Origin of the sequence: Psychrobacter fjordensis (assembly GCF_904845995.1) — a bacterium.
Taxonomy (GTDB): domain Bacteria; phylum Pseudomonadota; class Gammaproteobacteria; order Pseudomonadales; family Moraxellaceae; genus Psychrobacter; species Psychrobacter fjordensis.
This window is the reverse complement of the sequence record NZ_CAJGYP010000002.1, coordinates 412,936-434,193: the sequence shown is the minus strand read 5'-3', so window position 1 is coordinate 434,193 and position 21,258 is coordinate 412,936. Positions and strand designations below refer to the sequence as shown.

18 protein-coding genes are annotated in these 21,258 nt (G+C 41.4%); 6 read left to right on the top strand and 12 right to left on the bottom strand.

What is annotated here, in order from left to right; translation table 11 throughout:
• Position 1: 1 nt before the first annotated feature.
• On the bottom strand, positions 2-637 hold the full coding sequence (locus JMW61_RS10325) for a DUF7822 domain-containing protein (RefSeq protein WP_201551033.1): 636 nt from the start codon (positions 635-637) through the stop codon (positions 2-4).
• A gap of 339 nt (positions 638-976) precedes the next feature.
• On the opposite strand from JMW61_RS10325, the gene htpX reads away from it, so the two are divergent.
• On the top strand, positions 977-1,891 hold the full coding sequence (htpX, locus tag JMW61_RS10320; RefSeq protein WP_201551031.1) for a protease HtpX: 915 nt from the start codon (positions 977-979) through the stop codon (positions 1,889-1,891).
• Between the two features lie 76 nt (positions 1,892-1,967).
• Here the strand turns inward: htpX and JMW61_RS10315 are convergent, their stop codons facing one another.
• The 7 genes from JMW61_RS10315 to JMW61_RS10285 all read right to left on the bottom strand — a co-directional run bounded on the left by JMW61_RS10315 (position 1,968) and on the right by JMW61_RS10285 (position 9,830).
• A complete protein-coding gene (locus JMW61_RS10315) occupies positions 1,968-2,582 on the bottom strand; it encodes a hypothetical protein (protein WP_201551029.1) in 615 nt (204 codons plus the stop codon).
• Complete coding sequence (locus JMW61_RS10310) at positions 2,576-3,322, bottom strand: hypothetical protein (protein WP_201551027.1); 747 nt, start codon at positions 3,320-3,322, stop codon at positions 2,576-2,578. The genes JMW61_RS10315 and JMW61_RS10310 overlap by 7 nt, the downstream gene beginning before the upstream one ends.
• Positions 3,323-3,353: 31 nt before the next feature.
• Complete coding sequence (locus tag JMW61_RS10305; RefSeq protein WP_201551025.1) at positions 3,354-3,731, bottom strand: hypothetical protein; 378 nt, start codon at positions 3,729-3,731, stop codon at positions 3,354-3,356.
• A gap of 3 nt (positions 3,732-3,734) precedes the next feature.
• Positions 3,735-4,430, bottom strand: a complete 696-nt coding sequence (locus JMW61_RS10300) for a dTMP kinase (protein WP_201551023.1) — start codon at positions 4,428-4,430, stop codon at positions 3,735-3,737.
• A 502-nt stretch (positions 4,431-4,932) separates the two neighbouring features.
• Positions 4,933-6,651, bottom strand: a complete 1,719-nt coding sequence (locus JMW61_RS10295) for an alpha/beta hydrolase (protein ID WP_201551021.1) — start codon at positions 6,649-6,651, stop codon at positions 4,933-4,935.
• Positions 6,652-7,040: 389 nt separating this feature from the next.
• Complete coding sequence (locus JMW61_RS10290; RefSeq protein ID WP_201551019.1) at positions 7,041-8,315, bottom strand: saccharopine dehydrogenase family protein; 1,275 nt, start codon at positions 8,313-8,315, stop codon at positions 7,041-7,043.
• 258 nt (positions 8,316-8,573) lie between these two features.
• The gene (locus JMW61_RS10285; protein WP_201551017.1) at positions 8,574-9,830 is read right to left on the bottom strand and encodes a carboxynorspermidine decarboxylase; all 1,257 of its coding nucleotides are present in this window, start codon (positions 9,828-9,830) and stop codon (positions 8,574-8,576) included.
• An 86-nt stretch (positions 9,831-9,916) separates the two neighbouring features.
• Between JMW61_RS10285 and JMW61_RS10280 the strand changes: the two genes are divergently transcribed.
• On the top strand, positions 9,917-10,582 hold the full coding sequence (locus JMW61_RS10280) for a DUF924 family protein (protein WP_201551015.1): 666 nt from the start codon (positions 9,917-9,919) through the stop codon (positions 10,580-10,582).
• 155 nt (positions 10,583-10,737) lie between these two features.
• Here the strand turns inward: JMW61_RS10280 and JMW61_RS10275 are convergent, their stop codons facing one another.
• On the bottom strand, positions 10,738-11,613 hold the full coding sequence (locus JMW61_RS10275; RefSeq protein ID WP_201551013.1) for a ribonuclease HII: 876 nt from the start codon (positions 11,611-11,613) through the stop codon (positions 10,738-10,740).
• Positions 11,614-11,679: 66 nt separating this feature from the next.
• Complete coding sequence (gene lpxB / locus JMW61_RS10270) at positions 11,680-12,969, bottom strand: lipid-A-disaccharide synthase (RefSeq protein WP_227687442.1); 1,290 nt, start codon at positions 12,967-12,969, stop codon at positions 11,680-11,682.
• A gap of 433 nt (positions 12,970-13,402) precedes the next feature.
• Here lpxB and JMW61_RS10265 point away from each other — a divergent pair, with 433 nt between their 5' ends.
• Positions 13,403-14,485 carry a 3-deoxy-7-phosphoheptulonate synthase gene (locus JMW61_RS10265; RefSeq protein WP_110923758.1) on the top strand — a complete coding sequence of 361 codons (1,083 nt, stop codon included), beginning with the start codon at positions 13,403-13,405 and terminating at the stop codon, positions 14,483-14,485.
• A 113-nt stretch (positions 14,486-14,598) separates the two neighbouring features.
• Here JMW61_RS10265 and pepN read toward each other — a convergent pair whose 3' ends face one another.
• Entirely contained in the window at positions 14,599-17,241 is a 2,643-nt protein-coding gene (gene pepN, locus JMW61_RS10260) for an aminopeptidase N (protein WP_201551011.1), read from the bottom strand.
• A 260-nt stretch (positions 17,242-17,501) separates the two neighbouring features.
• Between pepN and JMW61_RS10255 the strand changes: the two genes are divergently transcribed.
• The 3 genes from JMW61_RS10255 (at position 17,502) to JMW61_RS10245 (ending at position 19,863) form a co-directional block, all read left to right on the top strand.
• Positions 17,502-18,125 (top strand): DUF6231 family protein, encoded by a 624-nt coding sequence (locus JMW61_RS10255; protein ID WP_201551009.1) that lies wholly within the window; start codon positions 17,502-17,504, stop codon positions 18,123-18,125.
• Positions 18,126-18,275: 150 nt separating this feature from the next.
• Positions 18,276-18,794, top strand: a complete 519-nt coding sequence (gene pal, locus JMW61_RS10250) for a peptidoglycan-associated lipoprotein Pal (RefSeq protein WP_201551007.1) — start codon at positions 18,276-18,278, stop codon at positions 18,792-18,794.
• A 298-nt stretch (positions 18,795-19,092) separates the two neighbouring features.
• Positions 19,093-19,863 carry a 4'-phosphopantetheinyl transferase family protein gene (locus tag JMW61_RS10245; protein ID WP_201551005.1) on the top strand — a complete coding sequence of 257 codons (771 nt, stop codon included), beginning with the start codon at positions 19,093-19,095 and terminating at the stop codon, positions 19,861-19,863.
• A 146-nt stretch (positions 19,864-20,009) separates the two neighbouring features.
• Here JMW61_RS10245 and JMW61_RS10240 read toward each other — a convergent pair whose 3' ends face one another.
• Positions 20,010-20,873, bottom strand: coding sequence for a hypothetical protein (locus tag JMW61_RS10240; protein ID WP_201551003.1), 864 nt, complete (start codon positions 20,871-20,873; stop codon positions 20,010-20,012).
• Positions 20,874-21,258 lie beyond the last annotated feature (385 nt).

Below are 21,258 nucleotides of genomic sequence, written 5' to 3'. Positions count from 1 at the left end.
ATTAACCTTGGTCATCGTTATCTTTGGAAAAATCAAAATACAGAATATTTGACCAAAGTCCAAGGCCGAGAGCGTAGATAGCTTGTTCTGGGTTATTCGCGGACGATGCTTTTGGCGGTGTTGAGCGACGACCGAATAGTTTTGCCCAGAAGCCAATAGGTTTAGGCTGGTCGCTCACTACTGGCGCAGGCAATAACAGTGACTGATACGCTGCCTCTATCTCAGGCTGCAGGTTCTGCACTTGATTGAGAAGTGCCAGATTTTGCGTTTCTACTGGCGTCTCACTCATCTCAAAAATCTCGCCACACTCCAAAATAAAATACTGATTTTGGTTCTCTGGCATTTTTAAAAATTCAAGCGCATCTGTGATTGGGGCCTGAGCAGCAGGTAACGTGATACTTGCTAAGAATGCTTCAAGATTTTGCACACCACTAGCATAATCCCCAATGAGAGCAATCTTTTCAGCGCTGTCCCAAATTACTGATAGACAGGCTTGCGGATTGCCAGAGAGCAGAACTTTAAAGGCGATTGGAATATCATAATTATATTCTGAAATACCAGTTAGCACACGGCTGCTATCATCTTGATTTGGTTCGGGGATAGTGTTGGCCGAATACAAATAACTACGGTTCGCCATAATAATCACTCCAATTTATAATAATTAAATCAATCGCCATACATTCTTTTGTTTACAATAGTATTTAAGACCGTCCATTCGATAGTCGATGTGAGCGTCATTGTCATTGTCCAATATACCCTGATTAAAATGACATGACAGTCAGAATCATCGTAAAATCTATTATATAGTTGAATTCAAATAATTTCGATACAAGGAAGCCGAGTGCAAGTGATACATTAGTATGCTTAGCGAGGATGACGATGTAGCGGATTTATATGGACTTGACTATAGCAAATAAACCTCTTAGAGAACCATCTATCGAGGCCATACCGACACTTTACATAGGAAGTTAGCGTCATGATGCGCATTGGATTATTTTTATTAACCAACTTAGCAGTGATTGTGGTATTTAGCATTGTGTTCGGTATATTGTCGAGGTTTTTTGGAATTGGTGGTGTCCATACAGCAGGCGGTCTTAACTATGTCAGTCTTGCCATTATGTGTGGTATCTACGGTATGGTTGGCTCGATGATCTCGCTATTTCTGTCAAAATGGATGGCTAAGAGATCAACTGGTACGGTGGTGATAGAATCTCCACGCAACGCTACTGAGCAATGGCTGGTCGATACGGTAGCGAGACAAGCAAGGGCGGTAAATATCGGTATGCCTGAGGTTGGTATTTTTAATAATTCGCAGCCAAACGCTTTTGCGACTGGTTGGAATAAGAATAAAGCGCTAGTAGCAGTATCGTCTGGCCTACTACAGAATATGAATCAAGATGAGGTCGAGGCCGTATTGGCGCATGAGATTGGTCATGTGGCCAATGGCGATATGATCACGCTTGCCCTCATTCAAGGCGTGGTGAATGCTTTTGTGATGTTCTTTGCACGCATTATCGGCAGTTTCGTTGACCGTACTGTGTTTAAAAACACCAGTGGTCGTCCAGGTGTTGGTTATTTCATCACCAGTATTGTAATGGATATCCTGCTTGGGTTTTTGGCGTCTGCCATCGTGATGTGGTTTTCACGCTTACGTGAATTCCGTGCGGATCAAATGGGCGCAAAACTGGCCAGCCGCGAAAAAATGATTAGTGCGCTTGATGCGTTGCGTCCTTCTGCACAGCGTCCCGACCAAATGCCAGAGAGTATGAAAGCGTTTGCAATCTCGTCTGGGCAAACGCAAGGCTTTAGTATTGCAAATCTCTTCCGCTCACACCCAACGCTTGATGACCGTATTGCGGCGTTGAGAGCTTATAATCCGAGTGAGGGGTAATAAAAAGATCGATGAATTAACTCCTAATTTGTTACCTCTTAGCAGATTGAGTAACATACTAAAACTTACCTATGATTTATATGTACTGAAGAGATTTTAGACATGTAGTGATTTTCTCTACTATCTCTTCATAACCATCTATCTTCTGTTCAACTTCGATAAAATTTGCACCTGTATCTGTACAATAATTTCTTGCTGCGTTATAGATTGAATCTTGCATTTGATAGTTTTCAATCAAATTCACTGTTTCATCGTATACACGATTTCTTTTTTTCTGCAATGTGCTCCAATCGTCTTTACTTACTTTTATAAATACTAATAAATCGGGAGTGGCCAGTAGTTCTGCATCTAATTCAGCAGTTCTCTTAACAACTTCATAGTAGGCATTTTCTTTTGAAATTAACCAACTAAAAGACGGGTCACTAATATAATATTTAATTAATACATCATAGAAGCTGTCAACGAAGACTAGCTCTTTCTCAGAGATTAATGCAGCTTTCTTATACTCAGGAACTCTAGCAGATCTAAACCAGTTCAAAGCACTAAACTGATCTAGGTTTTCGTCTTTAATCCAACTTGGCCAAAAATCCTCCTCTGGCTCTAGAAAGTACTGACTACTACAATTTTCAGCTATTTTTACTGTTAACGTACTTTTGCCACAAGAAGGCAATCCACAAAAAACAACTAACATGAAGTATCCTTTTTATTGGCTATATACCACATTTCTTCAAATTCAGATAAATACATATCGAATAGTCGACCAGGCTTTTTAATTTCATAAGTAACAGTAGATGAACTTCTAGATCTTTTAATTATTGAATAATGTCCTGTAAATAATATATCTCCTAGACGATATATCATAACTGGCAAACTTTGTTCAATAAATCTAATTTCAACATTTTCAATACCTTCAAAACTGGCTAATATATTCGTACATAATGTTTGGTAATAATCTTTAATGTGTCCTTCGTTAAGAGCTTGACTCTTCGATGCTTCAGTCTTTGGATCAACTAGTAAAATCCTAACGTTTATAGGGTTTTCACCCGCATTTCTTTTTTTTATTATATCTAGAGCTTGATTTGAAAATCCTGATAGCGAATAACCTGTAACATCAATTTCATTAGACGTTTCTAATAATTTTTCATATATACTCACTAAGGCTCTCTGACTATGTATTTCCTTTAAGCCATAGCTCCTAATGTTAGACAGTAATCTATCTTCAGATGTCTTAATAAACCTAACCCACAAGGTGCTAAAGCTTACTAGAGAGCTAGCTATTAATGAAGTTCCAACTGCACGTAGAGTTTCATTGCAAGAAGCAACGAATACTCCCCCTATCACCAATACGATAGTATTTAAGACTAGTAGTGAAGTAGTAGAATTAAATAGCTTACGCATTGTTTCATGTTCATCTAAGTTGAAACTAGCCATATTTGATCTTAATTTTCAATGGTTATTATATTCAAACGTTATACATACTTATAATATTATCAATTTTATCTGCACCCATGACTAAACACTTGCGCATCACAGAATTTTCTAAACCTAGATTATCAGACCATATTTGAATATATTCTTCTCGCATTTCCTTAGGATATAAAATTATATCGCTCGCCTTATTATAAATAGTGGCTAATAATCTTATTTTAATTCCTAAGTCAAGCTCTATAAGTACTGTCTGTTTATTACTATCTTCTAAAATTTTCTCATCAATTTTTTCAATTATATGTTCTATTAAAATTTTATCTTCACTACTCATTTCATTGACGATATCAGTTATATTTGAAGATTTATCAATATAAGAATGTGCTTCAACTAATTTTCTAGCTAACGTTTTCATATACTATTCCTCTAGTATTTTTTTGATAAATGGTGTTATTTCGTTATAAATATTCTGTATAGACTTACGATTATTATATTCATCATATGCCTCAATAAACATTCTATTTTTTTTATTTTCAACACTACTAAAGAAGCTATTCACCTTCACCTGTAGATTTTCATCTTTTTCATGAATATCCGAACTATCTAAAGAGTAACTTCTATCTTTCGAGCCACTTCTTTCTAAGTGTACGCCATCTATGTAATGAGAATCAGGAGCAGTAATAATAATCTCTACATCAGGTTTAGGGAGCTTATATACCTCATATTCTAACCACTGAATAAGATCTACAAGCTTTTCACTTCTATCGATATCTGTTAACTTAGAAGTTTGGAAAGCTATGTTTGATAGGATGTAACGATCACAGAGGACAATAGCTCCACTCTTGAGACTTCCATTAAGAGTATCTTTTGAGATATATCTATCAGCAGCAAAAGCTAAGCTCAAGAATTCAGGTTCAACCTGCCCATGCTTACCGTTTAAGAAATCACCTATCAGATCTGATAGTGGATTCCCTGCCTTATGAGGAAAATCGTAAGTTGATACTTCATAGCCTTTTTTAGTAAGCATATCTTCTATGAGACTATATTGCGTACTTTTACCTAGGCCATCTCCACCTTCTATTACAATCAATTTTCCTATACCGCTATTATTCATATAACTACCTATTTAAGTCTCTTAAGAAGAGATTATTTTGAACATATTTTGACTAATGTAGGTTTATTTGTAGCTGCCCTGTAGAGTTACATCTTTATTGATAAATAAAATTCCAACTCATTAGACTGCTTATATTTCTATTATACAGATATTAGAACGAAAAAGACTTGAGCGGCAATAGAAATAACCTAGACTATGCCAACTTCTCATTCAGTCAGGCAGGCAGACAGGCAGACAGGCAGACAGGCAGACAGGCAGACAGGCAGACAGATAATAGATTATATTAGGACCTGCTCTAATAGTTCTCCAAACACTCCAAGTAAAGCTAAACATAAAAATGATTTATATAAGAGTCAGTTTTTTGAATACTAAATTAACTAATTAAATTTCAAAATCAAGCCCTCTATCATCATTTATAGCTTGAAGATGACTATATTGGAATTTTGCGTATCTATGACTCTAATTATGCATGAGGATTTGATTATTTGAGAATAGGCCTTAGCTACTTCTCTTTTTTAGACGGAAAAAGCGATATCAAACCATCCCCTATTATTCCTCGCCAAGAAAAGTAATCATGCCCTGCACCATATTCTTCATAACGAGTGTCATACCCTTTTGCCAGTAACACATCACGCAGATAACGATTGGTTCCCAATATACCGTTGCTACTACTATTACCACGAGCCGTTTCAAACACGCCTGCACTCAAAAAGAAACGAATGGGTGCTTTATCCATTTTTATCACTTCAGACGCTACAAAGTGCTTATCATCTGCCGTCTGATCTTCTGGCTTCCACCAAAAAGAACCAGACATAGAGATAACATTGCCAAATATATTAGGATGACGTAGTGCGATAGTCGTGGCAGCCAATCCACCATAGCTCGACCCTGCAATGATAGTTCTATCCTTTAATATCGCTATTGGCAGTCGTTTATTTACTTGCGGCACCAGCTCATTGGCCAATACATCTGCAAATACAGGATTGGCAGGTAATTCACGCGCACGAGCATCACCATCAGGATTACTGATAAACACCGCCGTCACAGGTGGAATCTCTCCTGCTGCCATTAAATTATCTAATATCGTTGGTAATCCAACCGTATCGATATATGACTCGGCATCAAAGACGTACAACAACACCGCATCTTCTCTATTGTTCTGACCTTCATCAATAGCAGGAGAATAGATAGTAATGTCTCGGGTATTATCTAATGTGCTACTGGTGAATTTAAAAGTAGAAAGCTCACCTTTAGGGGTTTCTTTTTGCACATCTAGCCAAGGATTTTTTGGTGCATCTTCCAGCGTGACAGTTGATTTTGTCGTGTACTTATCAATTGCTGAATCAGGCCACGGATGGTGATTATAGGGATCAACCTGAGCCACAGCTTTTATGGCAATTCTACGGGCACGCCCAGATAATGGTGGCTGAGGCACATTGGGCGCTATTTGATAAGATAAGTGTGTATCATTTGGCACAATAAAGCTTTTGTACCAGGTATCAGAATCAGCCAGCTGTTGTAGTGACTCGTGGTTGTTGGAAGGTCCGCCCAATAGTTTTACGTTGTTGTAATGTCCGCGTGCCAAAAACGTCATCAAAGTGCCTGAAGCTGTACCTTCTATAAGCGGCGTACCTGATACTTCTACATCTGCCCAAAAACCATCACTACTTTGTCCTTTTTGCAGTGATTCACGTAATGCCGATACTTTTGGGCTGAGTAACGTACCAGAACTTTCTAAATTACTTTCTAAATGATTTTCTAAAGAGCCTTCTAAATCCTGCTCCGCCAAACTGACACGTTGTTCGAGCACTATCTGATATGCACCTATGCCAGACAGTTGCCATGTCTCTGCGCAATTTTCGGCCACTGAATAGAATTTTTGCTTGCCGCTTTTATGGTCAATCAAACGGCGCGATAATTTTCCTGTGGCATCGATGATATCCATCGTCATCGTATTATCACCACTCTCAACATATCCGGCCAGATAGTCACCCTTGTCACAAGGTACGTTGATATCTAACGACTTAGACTGTGACTGCGGCTGAGTGTGTGGCTTGATATTATTATTCTCGCTGTTGGAATAACTTAGCTCCCCTTTCACAGGATTTCCCACTTTTAACACTGGTGTCTCCGAACCAAATGCCGAAAATGACGTCGAATATAACAAACAAGTAAATCCTGCTATCGCCCATTTATTAGAGAAAAAACGTGTGTATGTCATTCATTGCTCCTTATTCTATTCACTGACAAACATCTCACCTCTACAATTACAAGATGTCTAGCCAATGATATAGTCAAATCCATATAAATCCGCTACATCGTCACCCTCGCTAACCATACTAATGTATAGCTTGCACTCGGCTTCCTTGTATCGAAATTATTTGAGTTCAACTATACAAAGCTGAAATACTACCTTATTTTAATTATTAATGATATTGAAAATCATTATCATTTAAATATTTATAAACTGAATGCCTAATAATGGCTTAACATTCTTGCAAACCCGTGAACCTAAAATTTTGTAAAAACAAAAAAAAGCCCCTCTGGCTCAATAGTGAGTCAGAGGGGCTTTCGGATACAGATTACGACTAACTAGATATCAAATTCAAGCTAGATATCAAATTCAAGCGCTCTATCGCCGTTCTCGTCTTTGATACGAGTTGGCAAACCAATCTTGTTCAACAGGTTGATAATTGGCTTGGCATCAAGCTCTTCGACGTTGACCATCTTGCCTGCGTCCCATTCACCAGTAGCAACAAGCATAGCGGCCGCGACAGGCGGTACACCCGCAGTATAAGAAATACCTTGGCTGCCCATGGCTTCAAAGGCTTCTTTGTGGTCAGAGACATTGTAGATAAATACTTCGCTATCCACGCCATCTATCTTGCCTTTAACCTTGTCACCGATACAAGTCTTGCCAGTATATTCTGCTGCTAAAGAACTTGGATCTGGTAGTACGGCTTTCACCACTTTTAGCGGGATGACTTCTTGCCCTTCAGCCGTCATAACAGGCTGCTCAGACAACAAACCTAGGCTTTGAAGCACAGTAAAGACATTGATATAGTGCTCACCGAAACCCATCCAAAAGCGAATGTTTGGCACATCTAAGTTAGCTGATAACGAGTGAATCTCATCATGTCCGCTTAGGTAGCTGTTTTGCATACCAACCACAGGCAGATCGTCCGTACGTTTGACTTCAAACATTTTGTTTGACTGCCACTTACGATCTTGCCAAGAGTAAACCGTACCCGTAAATTCACGGAAATTAATCTCAGGATCAAAGTTAGTAGCGAAATATTTGCCATGGCTACCAGCATTGATATCGATAATATCGATGTCTGTGACCGAGCCTGCATCCATCATGTCATAGCCAAGACGCGCATAAGCGTTGACCATACCAGGATCGAATCCTGCACCTAAGATAGCGGTGATTTTATTGTCCGCACAGCGCTGCTTACGCTTCCACTCATAGTTGTTATACCATGGCGGCGTCTCACAGATCTTACGAGGATCTTCGTGAATAGCCGTATCAATATAAGCAACTTCCGTTTCGATACAAGCTTCTAGCACACTCATATTCAAAAAAGGTGAGCCAACGTTGATGACGATTTGGATGCCTGTTTCTTTTATCAGCTGTATCAGCGCAGGGATATCCATGGCATCGATTTGGTGCGTATGCAAAGTCGCTGGCTGCTTGAAGCTGCCTTTCTCTTGCACACTTTGGGCGATGGCATCACACTTATCTTTGGTACGTGAGGCAATATGAATATTACCGAGCACGTCATTATGCATGGCACATTTATGCGCAACTACTTGAGCGACACCGCCTGCTCCAATGATAAGTACGTCTTTTTTGTTGGTTGTAGCTTGTTGGTTTGTGTTCAATGAACAATCCTCCTTTGTGTCCCTGTCGATACCATTGATAGCGGCTATGCAAAACAGAAACGAGTGAATGATATGCGTGAATTAAAAAGGAAGACCGAGGAAAACCCACGCACCCGTCGGGCAAATGCCATTTTTTACCAATGGATATTTGCCCGAGGCGATTATAACAATTTTTTAATCTCTTTTTGGCAAAAATTCATGAATAAACAGCAATCTTATTAACAATGTAAATATGATGCTAAAACTCCATTCTGAATATTAAGACAAACTTGCCTTATAATCCTGATAATCAAACTCACGCTGCACATCAATCGATCCATCAAGGCGACGAATCACAATCGCTGGCATGTTGACACCATTGAACCAGTTTTTCTTCACCATGGTATAACCTGCAGCATTACCAAAGGTAATCTGATCGCCTATCTGTAAATTACTTGGCAAGTCGTACTCACCAAAAATATCCCCTGCCAAACAAGAACGACCATAAATGAGCGTACTGTCTACCTCACTTTCGAGAATAGGTTCTGACGTCTCAATCACTGAATGACCGATAGGAGCGATATCCATTGCTGTATTGTTGATAGCGGCAATAGGTGCTGACTCGCGGTAAATCAGTAGATCAAGCATGTGCGCCTCGATAGACGAGTCAACCACGGCAAGGTGCTTTTCATTGTGCATGGTGTCTAGTACGGTCGTGACTAGCGAGCCAGCGCCATGAATGCTCGCTTCTCCTGGCTCAAGATAGACTTGCACGCCATACTGTTCGCTAAATCCTTTTAACCTTTCAGCGAGCTTTTCTAGTGGATAATCAGGCGCGATAAAGTGGATACCGCCGCCTAAGCTTACCCACTCTAATTGCGCCAGAATATCGCCAAATCTGTTTTCAATATCTGCCAGACTTTCGCTAAAGGCTTCAAAGCTGTCATTTTCACAATTGTTATGAATCATAACGCCGGTAATGTCACCAAGTACCGCGGTGATTTTATCTTTGTCATGCTCACCCAAACGGCTAAAAGGACGGGCAGGATCAGCGATAATAAATGACGAGTTACTGGTTTTTGGATTTAAACGCAGGCCGACAGGAATGTCTTGCGCACGTGCCTGCTCGCCAAAAGCATTAAGCTGCGAGATAGAGTTAAAGATGATTTTATCCGCGTATTTTAATACTTCAGGGATTTCATCTGCACTATATGCCACGCTGTAAGCATGCGTTTCTTTTTTGTCTTTACTACTCGCATCATCATTATTGCCAAAAGTCTCATAGCCCAGACGGACTTCATTAAGTGACGACGAAGTCGTACCATGCAGATAAGACTGCATAATATCGAACACGCCCCATGTGGCAAAGCATTTCAGTGCTAATAATGCCTTTGCACCGGACAGCTCACACAACCGTGCAATGATTTGCATATTGGCCACGATGGCTGCTTCATCCAGTAAGTAGTAAGGCGTTGGCACATTGATAGACTGGCTGGTAGATTTGGTAAAAGTTGGATTGGTAGACGATGTATTCATGATGGTGCACCCGATAGCATTTGATAACAGTAGCGAATAATATTTTTCGCTATAGTAGACTAAATTTATCATGATTAGAATAGTTTATGGCACTTTCAACCGACTACTCCACCTCGTCCAGTCAAGCCAACTCGGCCCAATTGGATCCAAAAAACATTGATTTGGCCCATCTAGATCCTAATGCACGTGCTGTATTGGACTTTTGGTTTGACCCAAACAATGAGCAATATTGGTTTGCACAAAATGATAACTTTGATAGACAAATAAAAAATAAATTTGGCGATATCTGGCAAGCAGCCAAACAGGGTGAATGTGTGACTTGGCGACTTTCAGAGTCATCATTAGACAGTAATAGCTCAATCACGGCTTTGGCTGGACGCTTGGCAGAAATTATCGTGTTGGATCAGTTTTCACGTAACTTATGCCGCGGGCAAGTCGGTGCCTTTGCACAGGATGGTATGGCAGTCGCTTTAGCACAAGAAGCCAGTCAGCAACCCTATTTTGACACACTGCCGATGGAATGGCGCAAGTTCATCATCATGCCGTTTATGCACTCTGAATCTGCAGTCATCCATGAGCGCTATCTGCCATTATTTGAACAATTGGATGATGCTTACACTTTAGACTTTGAACATCGCCATAAAAATATCATTGAACAATTTGGGCGTTATCCTCATCGCAATAATATGTTGGATCGTGAGTCAACTTACGAGGAAGAAGTGTTTTTGCAGCAGCCAAACTCATCGTTCTAAGTATTTTTGACCATTTAAACTTTATAGTGGTTAAATTAAAAGATGAAAAGCCACCTGCCTATAAATAAGTAGGTGGCTTTTCATCTTTTAATGACAGCATATTTTATAGAAGAAATATGTCGATCAAATCTACTGCCCTTTTAAATACGCCTCCATTAGCTTTCTAGCGCCTTTCTAACAGGTGCAAAGCTACGCCTATGCTCGGATAATACGCCATAGGTGTCAATCGCCTCCATATGTGCACGCGTTGGATAACCTTTGTGTTTGGCAATTCCGTATTCTGGGTACTGTGTATCAAGCGCATACATGGCTTCATCACGGCTTACTTTTGCCAAGATACTGCCCGCGGCAATACTAGTATGACGAGCGTCGCCCTTCACCCATGCTTGGCAGTCGATATTAGCCTGTTCGACCCCGCATTTAGCAAGCTTAACAAAGTCCAACTCTGGACAACGATTACCATCAAATAGTACTTCAACTTGTAACGGTTCAACAGCATCCAATTCCATTTCACAGGCTATGGCAAATTGTTGAGCAATCACTTCTATCAATGTTTCGGTACATAGACGCATCCCTAGCATGGTCGCTTGCAAGATATTGACCTGATCAATCACTGCTGCAGGTATGTCAGCGATGACATAGCCGATTGCATATTGCTTCACCAACGGATAAAGAATGTCACGCTTTTTTTCACTCAACTGCTTGGAGTCTGTCAATATAGACAGCGGCGTACCTGTGAGTGGCTGCTCCTCAATCAGTCCTGACCAAGCGGCAGGCAATATCGCAGCGGCAACATTGACGCTCCCGAGCAAAGGCCCACGCCCTGCTTCATCGATGCCAATTTGTAGCATTGGCTGTGTTAAACCTTGCTGTCTATCTACTGAATATTGAGTGAGAAGCTCAGAGACATTGAGTCGTCCGGACAAGTGAATGGGGGCTGCCAATTGGATATATTGACCTTTAATATCAATGCTCTCAATACTCACTTTAATTGGTATCATTGAGCTGTCGGTACTGTGCTGTTTACTCATAGCGTTGCTGTATCTTTTTATTAAAATAGTGGAAATGTAGCATGCATCAATCTGCGGTATTGTGCATTAGGCTTTGTGGTCTTTTTGAATAAACCATTGCTCAACCACGCTATTGGCTGGGTCGTGGTTGCTTTGCTGTTCTAATGACTGCTTGGTAGCGACAAGGTCTCTCAACTGCTCGGCATAGGCCCGCGGTTGCAATAAACGCATGAGCGTACGGCAAATATTATCCCCGCTTGCCTGCTCTTGAATCAGCTCAGGAACGATGGCCGTACCCGCCAAAATATTAGGCAGCGCCACATATGGCACTTTTACCAAGCGTTTGGCTATCTGATAGGTTAGCTTGTTTAATTGGTAAACCACGACCATCGGCCGCTCTAGTAGCATTGCCTCTAACGTTGCCGTGCCAGACGCTAGCATAACGACGTCTGATGCGGCCATGGCTTGCTGACTAAACGTTGGCTGGCTGTCATCATATACCACGACTATCGCGGCTCGCAGCTGCTCTGAGCGTTGATCAATCACATCTTGGACGATATATTGATGATTCTGATCCACTGTTGGAATGATAAAACATAGCTTTGGATCTAGTAGTATTAGCCTTTGAATACCATCTAGCATCAACGGTAAAATAGCGGTTATCTCTCCGCGTCTCGAGCCTGGCATGACACAAACAAGCTGGCTGACGTCATCAAATCGCTCAATAAAGAACTGCTGCAAACCGTCATTGTGCCAAACCAATTCGCTACGGCGCTGATTAATCGGTGTCTCTAGTAATGTCTGATCAATAGTGCGTAGTAGCGGATGACCGACACATATCGCTGGGTGATTATGGCGCTCATAAACAGGTAGCTCAAAAGGAAATAAGCACAGCACCAGATTGGTCGCGGCCTTAATATTATGAATGCGTGACTCACGCCATGCCCAAATAGACGGACTGACATACTGCACACAAAACACGCCTTTTGGCTTTAGCTTTTTAGAGACTCTAAGGTTGAAATCAGGGGCATCAATACCGATGAACCAATCAATATTAGCGGCTTTGAATGCGCTCAACAGCTCACGGCGGGCTTTAAGCAAGTCAGGCAGTTGGCCCATCACTTCCACCAACCCCATGACTGCCAGGCGCGACAAAGGAAAAATACTTTGTAGCCCCTGCGCCTCCATCATGCTACCGCCCACACCTACCCAGACAATATCATCACGCAAGTTGTTCATTTGTTGCATAAAATCTGCACCCAAACTGTCACCTGATACTTCACCTGCGACGATACCTATCACTAATGGCGTCGATTTTAACTCAGGTGTCTGCTCTGTGAGTTCAGTATGTTTATCAGGTGTAGAAAAATCTGTCATGACAAGCTCTCGATATTAAAAAACACAATGTTATAAAGAATAAAAAATAATTATTATGAAATAATACTTGGGAAATCTACACTAAAATACGGTGATTGATGAGTATTCTCAGCACTCACTATTTTAGCGTCCTATCGTTTATGTTGTCATCATACGTGACGATGATATAAATAGCTAAGTTAGCTGATAAAAGTAGCGTGATATACCTATGAAAAATAACTTAAAATTTCGGTCACTATTTCACTATAGATAAAATATTAAACAGAAATCTTACGTCTATTACGCCCAATATAAGACTGATAATAACCAAGTATAACTAAGTTTTGTTTTTATCATTCCAGTTATGAGTCAATAAACTCGCCGACTACCCTTGTCAACAGCCCGTTTTGTCCGCATAATGATTATTCCTATAAATTAGCTAGACGATATAATCATGACGACACCAGCTACCCATAATGCAGATATTGATGACGTGAACATTGAACAATTCATCCCCCTAATCACTCCAAACGAGCTCAAAACTGAGCTGCCTTTGTCAGAGAAAGCGTATGACACGGTTTTGAAAGGCCGTAATACTATCCAAGACATTTTGGATGGCAAAGACAAACGCTTATTTGTGGTCATCGGCCCTTGCTCTATCCATGATATCAAAGCCGCCCACGAATATGCCGATCGCTTAGCCATATTGGCAAAAGAAATCGAAGACAGCGTTTTCGTTGTGATGCGTGTCTATTTTGAAAAGCCGCGTACCACTGTCGGCTGGAAAGGTATGATTAATGACCCTGATATGAACGACAGCTTCGATATCGAAAAAGGTCTACGTACGGCCCGTAAACTGCTGATTGATCTGAACGAAAAAGGCTTGCCTTGTGCGACTGAAGCATTAGATCCAAATACCCCGCAGTACATGCAGGATTTGATTAGCTGGTCAGCGATTGGTGCACGTACCACTGAGAGCCAAACTCACCGCGAGATGAGCTCTGGTCTATCATGTCCAGTTGGCTTCAAGAATGGTACTGATGGCGGCATGACAGTCGCAGTCAATGCTATGCAAGCTGTAAAAGCGGGTCATAGCTTCTTAGGTCTATCATCAGATGGCAAAGTCTCTATCATCAAATCTAAAGGCAACCCTTACGCGCACGTAGTATTGCGTGGCGGTAATGGCAAACCTAACTATGATCAAACAGCTGTCTCTGAAGTTGAAGATGCGCTGGCTGCAGGCAAAACCAGTAGCAAAATTATGATTGACTCAAGTCATGCCAACTCAGGTAAAGACCCATATCTACAGCCTATGGTCATCAAAAACGTCGCTGAGCAAATTCAGAACGGCAACAAATCTATCATCGGTATGATGATTGAGAGTCACCTAAAAGGCGGCAATCAAAAACTGACTGCTGATTTGAGCCAGCTTGAATATGGCAAATCTATCACTGATGGTTGTTTAGATTGGGACAGTACCGTCGTTGCGCTACACAACTTACGTGACATGGTAAAAGACGTATTACCTAACCGCTAATCGTCATTGGCTTATAATTGATTACTATAAGCCAAGCATAAAAAATCCCGTCCGACATAATAATGTTGGACGGGATTTTTTATGCTTTCAATTCAGTCACAAGGTCATTTAACCTACTTGCTCGCTGCACCTAACACACTATTCAAACTCTCAAGCACATGCTTAGATGAGACTTGCTGCTGCAACTCAAGCAACTGATTGTGCGCCATCTGGCGATGTGATTCAGCCAACGTATTCCAACGTGCCAGCACTTGCAACAAACGCGAGGCCAAAACAGGATTGGCATCATCTAGCTTTTTGATCACGCCTGTATAAAGGCTCAACCCTTCTCCTGTCCACAACGCTGTTGGCTGTGACGTAAAGGCACTGATGACGGAGCGTACACGGTTAGGCGTATTCCAATCAAAATCAGTATGAGAAATCAACGACTCGATAGTCTCAGCCGTGACAGTATCAGCGGACGCTTGCACACTAAACCATAAATCGATAACCAAATCATTGCTGTTAAAGCGCTCATAAAAATCGGCTAAATAAGCATCAGCATTTGCTACCTGATGATTGACCATCACTTTTAGCGCACCGAAACGCTCTGTCATACAGTTGGCATTGTCATACTGCTGCTGTGCCCATGCTGCTGCATCTTCAATTTTGGCCGTTAGTGCCATGTCTAACACCACATTACGTAGCGCACGAGTACCACGTGCCTCAGAGCTATCTTCATAAGACTGCATCGGCAGCTGTTTATAAAGCACTGCCCACTGATCTTTTAAGGTATCTGCCACCAGTTGGTACAAGCCTTCACGTTGCGCTTTCACCAACGCTGGATCGTAATCTTTATGAATAGCAGACGCCAACTCTTGGGCTGATGGAATATCTAGCAAACGTGCTGCCAACATCGCATCTTCAGCTGCCAAGTCAGGCAATGTCTGAGCCAGTGCGCTTAGATAGACATCAGGACTGCTCTTCGATCCTTGGCCTTGTAGCAAGATACGATTTACGAGCATTTGCGTCACTTGCCAGCGGTTAAAACCATTGGTTTCATGCTTGAGCAAAAATGCCAAGTCTTCATCTTGATAATCATAATTGAGCTGTACTGGCGCACTGAAATCACGCAGCAACGAGACTACTGGCTCACTAGTCACATTTTCAAAGGTAAATGACTGTGTTGCTTGATCGAGCAATAACATACGTTCGGCGATGATGTCACCAGAGTCTTGATCAAACAGCGCAGTCGCTACCGGAATAGGCAATGGTTTTGGTGCAGAAAAACCATTGACATGGCGAGTTTGCTGACTAAGCGTAATGGTTAATGTCTGCGCAGCGCTATCATAGCTTTGATGGCCAGAGACCACTGGTGTGCCTGGCTGACGATACCAATCTATGAAGTTTTCAATCTTGCTATCAGTGATACTCAGCGCAGATAAGAAGTCCTCAACGGTCACTGCCTGCCCATCATAACGGCGAAAATACTCATCAGTGCCCTTGCGGAAATCATCAGGCCCTAACGTATTCGCAATCATACGGACAATTTCAGCGCCTTTCTCATAGACGGTCGTCGTGTAAAAGTTATTGATCTCAACGAAACTCTCAGGACGTACAGGATGTGCCAGCGGCCCTGCATCTTCTGCAAACTGATGCGCACGCAATGTTGCGACATCGTCGATACGCTGTACAGCACGCGACTGCTGATCTGCTGAGAACGATTGGTCACGGTAAACAGTAAAGCCTTCTTTTAGACACAGCTGGAACCAGTCACGGCAGGTTATGCGATTGCCTGTCCAGTTATGAAAATACTCATGAGCGATGATGGCTTTGACACTGAAGCTACGTGAGTCAGTCGTTGTCTCTGGGCTAGACAATACGCAGGCCGTATTAAAAATATTCAGGCCTTTGTTTTCCATCGCACCCATATTGAATTGGCTAACCGCCACGATCATATAACGATCTAAATCGTATGGTCGGCCATAATTGACCTCATCCCACTCCATGGCATCTTTTAGCGCTTGCATACCGACATCGCATTTATCGATATCAGCAGACTTGGCATATACCTCAAGCTTGACGTCTCGACCTTCGCTTGTCGTATAAGAGTCTGTCAATACATCTAAATCGGCGACGACACAGGCAAACAGATAGCTTGGTTTATTAGTCGGATCATGCCAGATTGCATAATGGCGGTCTGGCGCATCGGCCAACTCACCAGACTCAACCAAATTACCATTGGCCAATAGCGTTGGGTAGCGCTTATCTGCTTCCAGACGTGTGGTAAATATCGCTAGCACATCAGGACGGTCTGGATAAAAGGTAATCTTGCGGAAGCCTTCAGGCTCACATTGGGTGACAAACATGGTATCGTCACCACTACCTGCCATATATAGGCCTTCAAGTGCAGTATTGGTCTGCGGGCAGATACGTACTTGGATATCTAGAACGACCTCATCAGGTGCATTCGATATTGTCAGTTTGTCAGCATCTTGCTGATAATGCTCAGCAGTCAGTGTCTCGCCATTCATACTAATAGCAAGCAGCTCTAACGCTTCACCAAATAATACGATATCTCCTGCTGTTTGACGTATCATTTTTAGCGTACTGTCTACCTGCGCAAACTCTTCAAACAACTTAATATTTAAATCAACCGTTTCGACATCAAAGCTTGGTTTTTTATAGTCCTTTAGGTTGATTTTACTCGGTGCTTGCGGTGGCACGTCTGGCATATCAGCATTGATGATTTGAGCATCAGTTTCAGCAGTAGACATATAAATTCCTATTATTTTTTATGATATAAATATACGAATGGTATTGGTACAAGAGCTTGTTAGACTTATAACTAAATTGACCTGAACGGCCAAATTTCAAGTGCAGGTCTAAAGATTATAGCATCCAGAAGAAATGCAGATGTATATGTGGTATTTCAAGCTAGGTTGAGACAACTTGTGTTAATCAATCATTGGATAATGATGCTTAAAATGATTTAATAGATTCACTACTGATCACCATTCAATTAACGGCCTATTATATGACAAAGCATACTGCCCGTCGTTCAGACATTACTTTACCATTACTCATAGATTACGTTGATGCCCTACTACCATCGTTAGTGACGCAAGAAGACACACCGGAAATGACTGAACAGCTCAATGATATCACTGAGTTATTATGGGTGGTACAAGACAAAAATGCACGCATGGCATTAAAGACAGAACTAAAAGAATATCTCAGTAATAAAGACAGCAATAATGAAATGGAACAGGTTGAAGCGCTACAGATAGTAACGTTATCAGAGCTTACACAGCAGCAACTGCCTGAACGGTATGAGCTTGCCTGTTTTTGGTTACCTGCATTGTCATCCGAGCTACTACAGCAATATATTCCACTACTGATGCGCTATCGTGATCTGTATGCTGCGCATCTGCTAATCGCACTTGAGAGCAGCATAAGCTTGCAAGCTTATGGCTTTACGCCATTTGATATTTTGAATGAGCAATCTTTAGAGATTGGCTTAATGAATCAAAAAAACTCACCTGTAGCAACAGCAGCCACCCTTTGGCAGTTTAATTTATATGACTATAAACAGCTACCGAATTGGCTCAATGCTGACTACTGGGCCAACCCTGAAAACTGGGGCAAGCATCGATGGTAGTAAGCCTCATATCTATATGTAAATTCTAGAATTATTTACAGTAAAACTAATTACATAAAGTAACATTTAGTATATTATAGATAGCAATTGCCCAAGTTTTATCCTAAGCAGTTTAAAAAAACAATTTAATTAAAATTTTAGGAGCTCAGCATGTCAACTAACTTTTCTAAGATCGCCGTTCTAACTGTATTAGCAAGCGCAATCGCCATTACTACAGGTTGTGCTACCAAACGTACAAACTCTGAAGTTGTGGTTGCCCCACTAGGTATCCCAGGTGGTCAAGCTGGATATAATGGCTCTGTTTCTATGAACAACTCTAGCGCCGTTATGGCTGGTGCTGAGAACCTACAAGCCGTTGTATATTTCGGCTATGATAGCAGCGAAATCACAGCACAATCAGCCAGTGTTTTGAATCAACATGCAAGCTTGCTTAGCTCAAACCCATCAGCTGGTGTTGTTATCGCTGGTCACACTGATGAACGTGGCAGCCGTGAATACAACATCGCATTGGGTGAGCGCCGTGCTCAAGCAGCGCGCAACTATCTTGCCACCCAAGGTGTGTCTACAAATAACATCCGTGTCATCAGCTATGGCGAAGAACGCGCTGCTGCTGCTGGTAACACTGAAGCTGATTATGCACAAAACCGTCGTGCTGAGCTGTCTTACTAAGAGTCGTACAACCAATCAGAATCAAATAAGCTCAACTTGATTCATAAAAGCCCAGTGATATTGATATTACTGGGCTTTTTACGTGTTACTGGGGCATATCTTCAATTCACTCGATAGTCATCTAAATGGGCTAAAAATGGCTAAATCTTGCCAAACATTGTCAAATAGCTAGCTAATATCTCGATATTATCTGCGCTATTTTTCTTGTTTGACGGCAATTTATCTCATTTTTATCACCATTTTTGAAATGAAGACACGCCCTAAACAAAAAACAAACTCATACCAATCGATATAATTAATGATGCCAACCTTACGCCTGACGCATATTCAATTTACTCAGCTACAGCCCATGACCTGGTGTGCTACCGCGCAGGTAAGTGAATCTCCACATCTTAGGCACCAAGACTTGTGGAGCAAATCGTTGGGTCGACTAATTGCTGACGATTCATATATAAATACTGATGAATGGTACAAACGTAGTTGGCAATACCACATATCACCAGATAATTTATCAGTGCGTGATATCGCTCGTGCCCAACGTCAGCGACAGCGTAGAGGCGTACGCCTGTTGTTAGAGCAATTACTGGATAAGCTAGCACTCAGCGATACGTTAGATGAATCCGCATTCCCGTATCGCCTTGTCAAAGGTGGGCACTACGTATGCTTCAGTCATACAGGTGGCAAAAGCAAGACAATTCATGCACCGATGAGCAGTACCGTCGCCGTGGTGATTAGCCCTCACCACCCTATAGGTGTGGACGTAGAGCTCAATAATGTTGCATGGCATGTGGCAAAGCGATTTTACTCAGACAATGAGATTGTGATCTTGCAATCATTACCCGTGATTCAACGCGACACGATCGCCAAGTTGCTGTGGCAGATAAAAGAAAGCTTTATTAAAATTCATCAATACAAACTGGCTCAAGGTTTGGGAACAGATTACTCCCATCTTATTGATGACTTAATAGATGCCAGTAGAGAGCCGTCAGCTTTAACCGTCATAACTGACCATAAATTACCTTATCAAATTGCCGTTTTATCTATACAACAGACGGTCGTTGTTTTTTAGATAAGTGACAATTATATTAATTTAGATAGCGATTATTGTTTTAAACAACGACTGTTACTTTATTTCAGACAAAAAAACGACCCTAAAAAGGGTCGTTTTTTTGCGCTTACTTTTCTTCTAATGACAGCCTTTAGACTGTGATTAGATTAGAAACGGTAAGTTGCACCAACTTTAACAATTGGCATCCACTCTAACCAATCTTTATTTTCAAGCTCAGTTTCAGCAGCTTTAGCAGCAGCAACAGCATTATCGCTAGTACCAGTAGCCGTTACAGTTGCGTCTGTTTTACCCATATAAGCAGCACCTAACTCTCCGAACACACCGAAGTTGTTAGTGATATTAGGACGGAAACCGATAGTAGCATAAGGAGCTAGCTTGTTACGATGCTCGATATTACCTTCTAGAGTACCAACTTCAGCTGAGTCATAGCTAACGTTATCGATTTTATATGAACCATTTTCAGAGTTTGCACGGATATCGATATCGTTATCAGGAACGATAATACCAGCACCAACTGTGAACCAGTTACTAGCAGGACGTAATTGCACGCCTAAGTACGGGTTGCTGAAATCTGAATCTACTTCGTAGTTTACGTCGTCAACATCGAAATCACCGCCGAATAGGTCAGCTGCATCACCACCTGCCCAACCAGCTTGTAACTCAGTTTTCTCATTTAGTGAGTAACCAACGCTAGCACCATAACCCAAAGTACCAGCTTCAGCACTTACAGATGCTGGGTTAATAGCGGTGTTGAAAAGTGTCTTAGTACCACCAAAAATAGCGCCAGTAGTATTACGAACAGCACCCGTAGTTTTACCGACAATACCAGTATTAGTAGGTTCTGCTTCATAGGCGACGGCAACTGGCTCAGCTTCATAAGCAACAGCAACTGGCTCAGCTTCATATACCATTGCATCAGCTTCATCAACAACGATAACTGGTTCAGCAGCAAAAGCAGCAGTTGATGCCATGACAGCAGCAGAAATAGCCGTTAGTTTAATAAATTTCATCAATATTCTCCTAAAGAATGTAATAACTCGCCCGTAAAAAAATGATAATTCAGATTTTGATATCAATCATTTTTGTTGAGGAGATTAAAACAATTTTGGCCTTAAAAGTCATCCCTATAGATGCGCTTTTTATTTGCCATTATGTAAAGATTGCATAGGTATTGTAATAATTACTACACCAATCCGTAAAACTCTGGGTTTCTGTTACACAATACTCTTATAGCTACTGAATAGCGTAAACATTGATATCGAACAGCTTAATGTTCACGTAAGGGTATTACAAAATATGTCATTATAGTGAACGACCTTTCCATTAAACTCAGTGGCTGTTATATAGCTTATTACTACGGTTTGTTGTACTTTGTGAGTTGGTGTAGCCACTGTT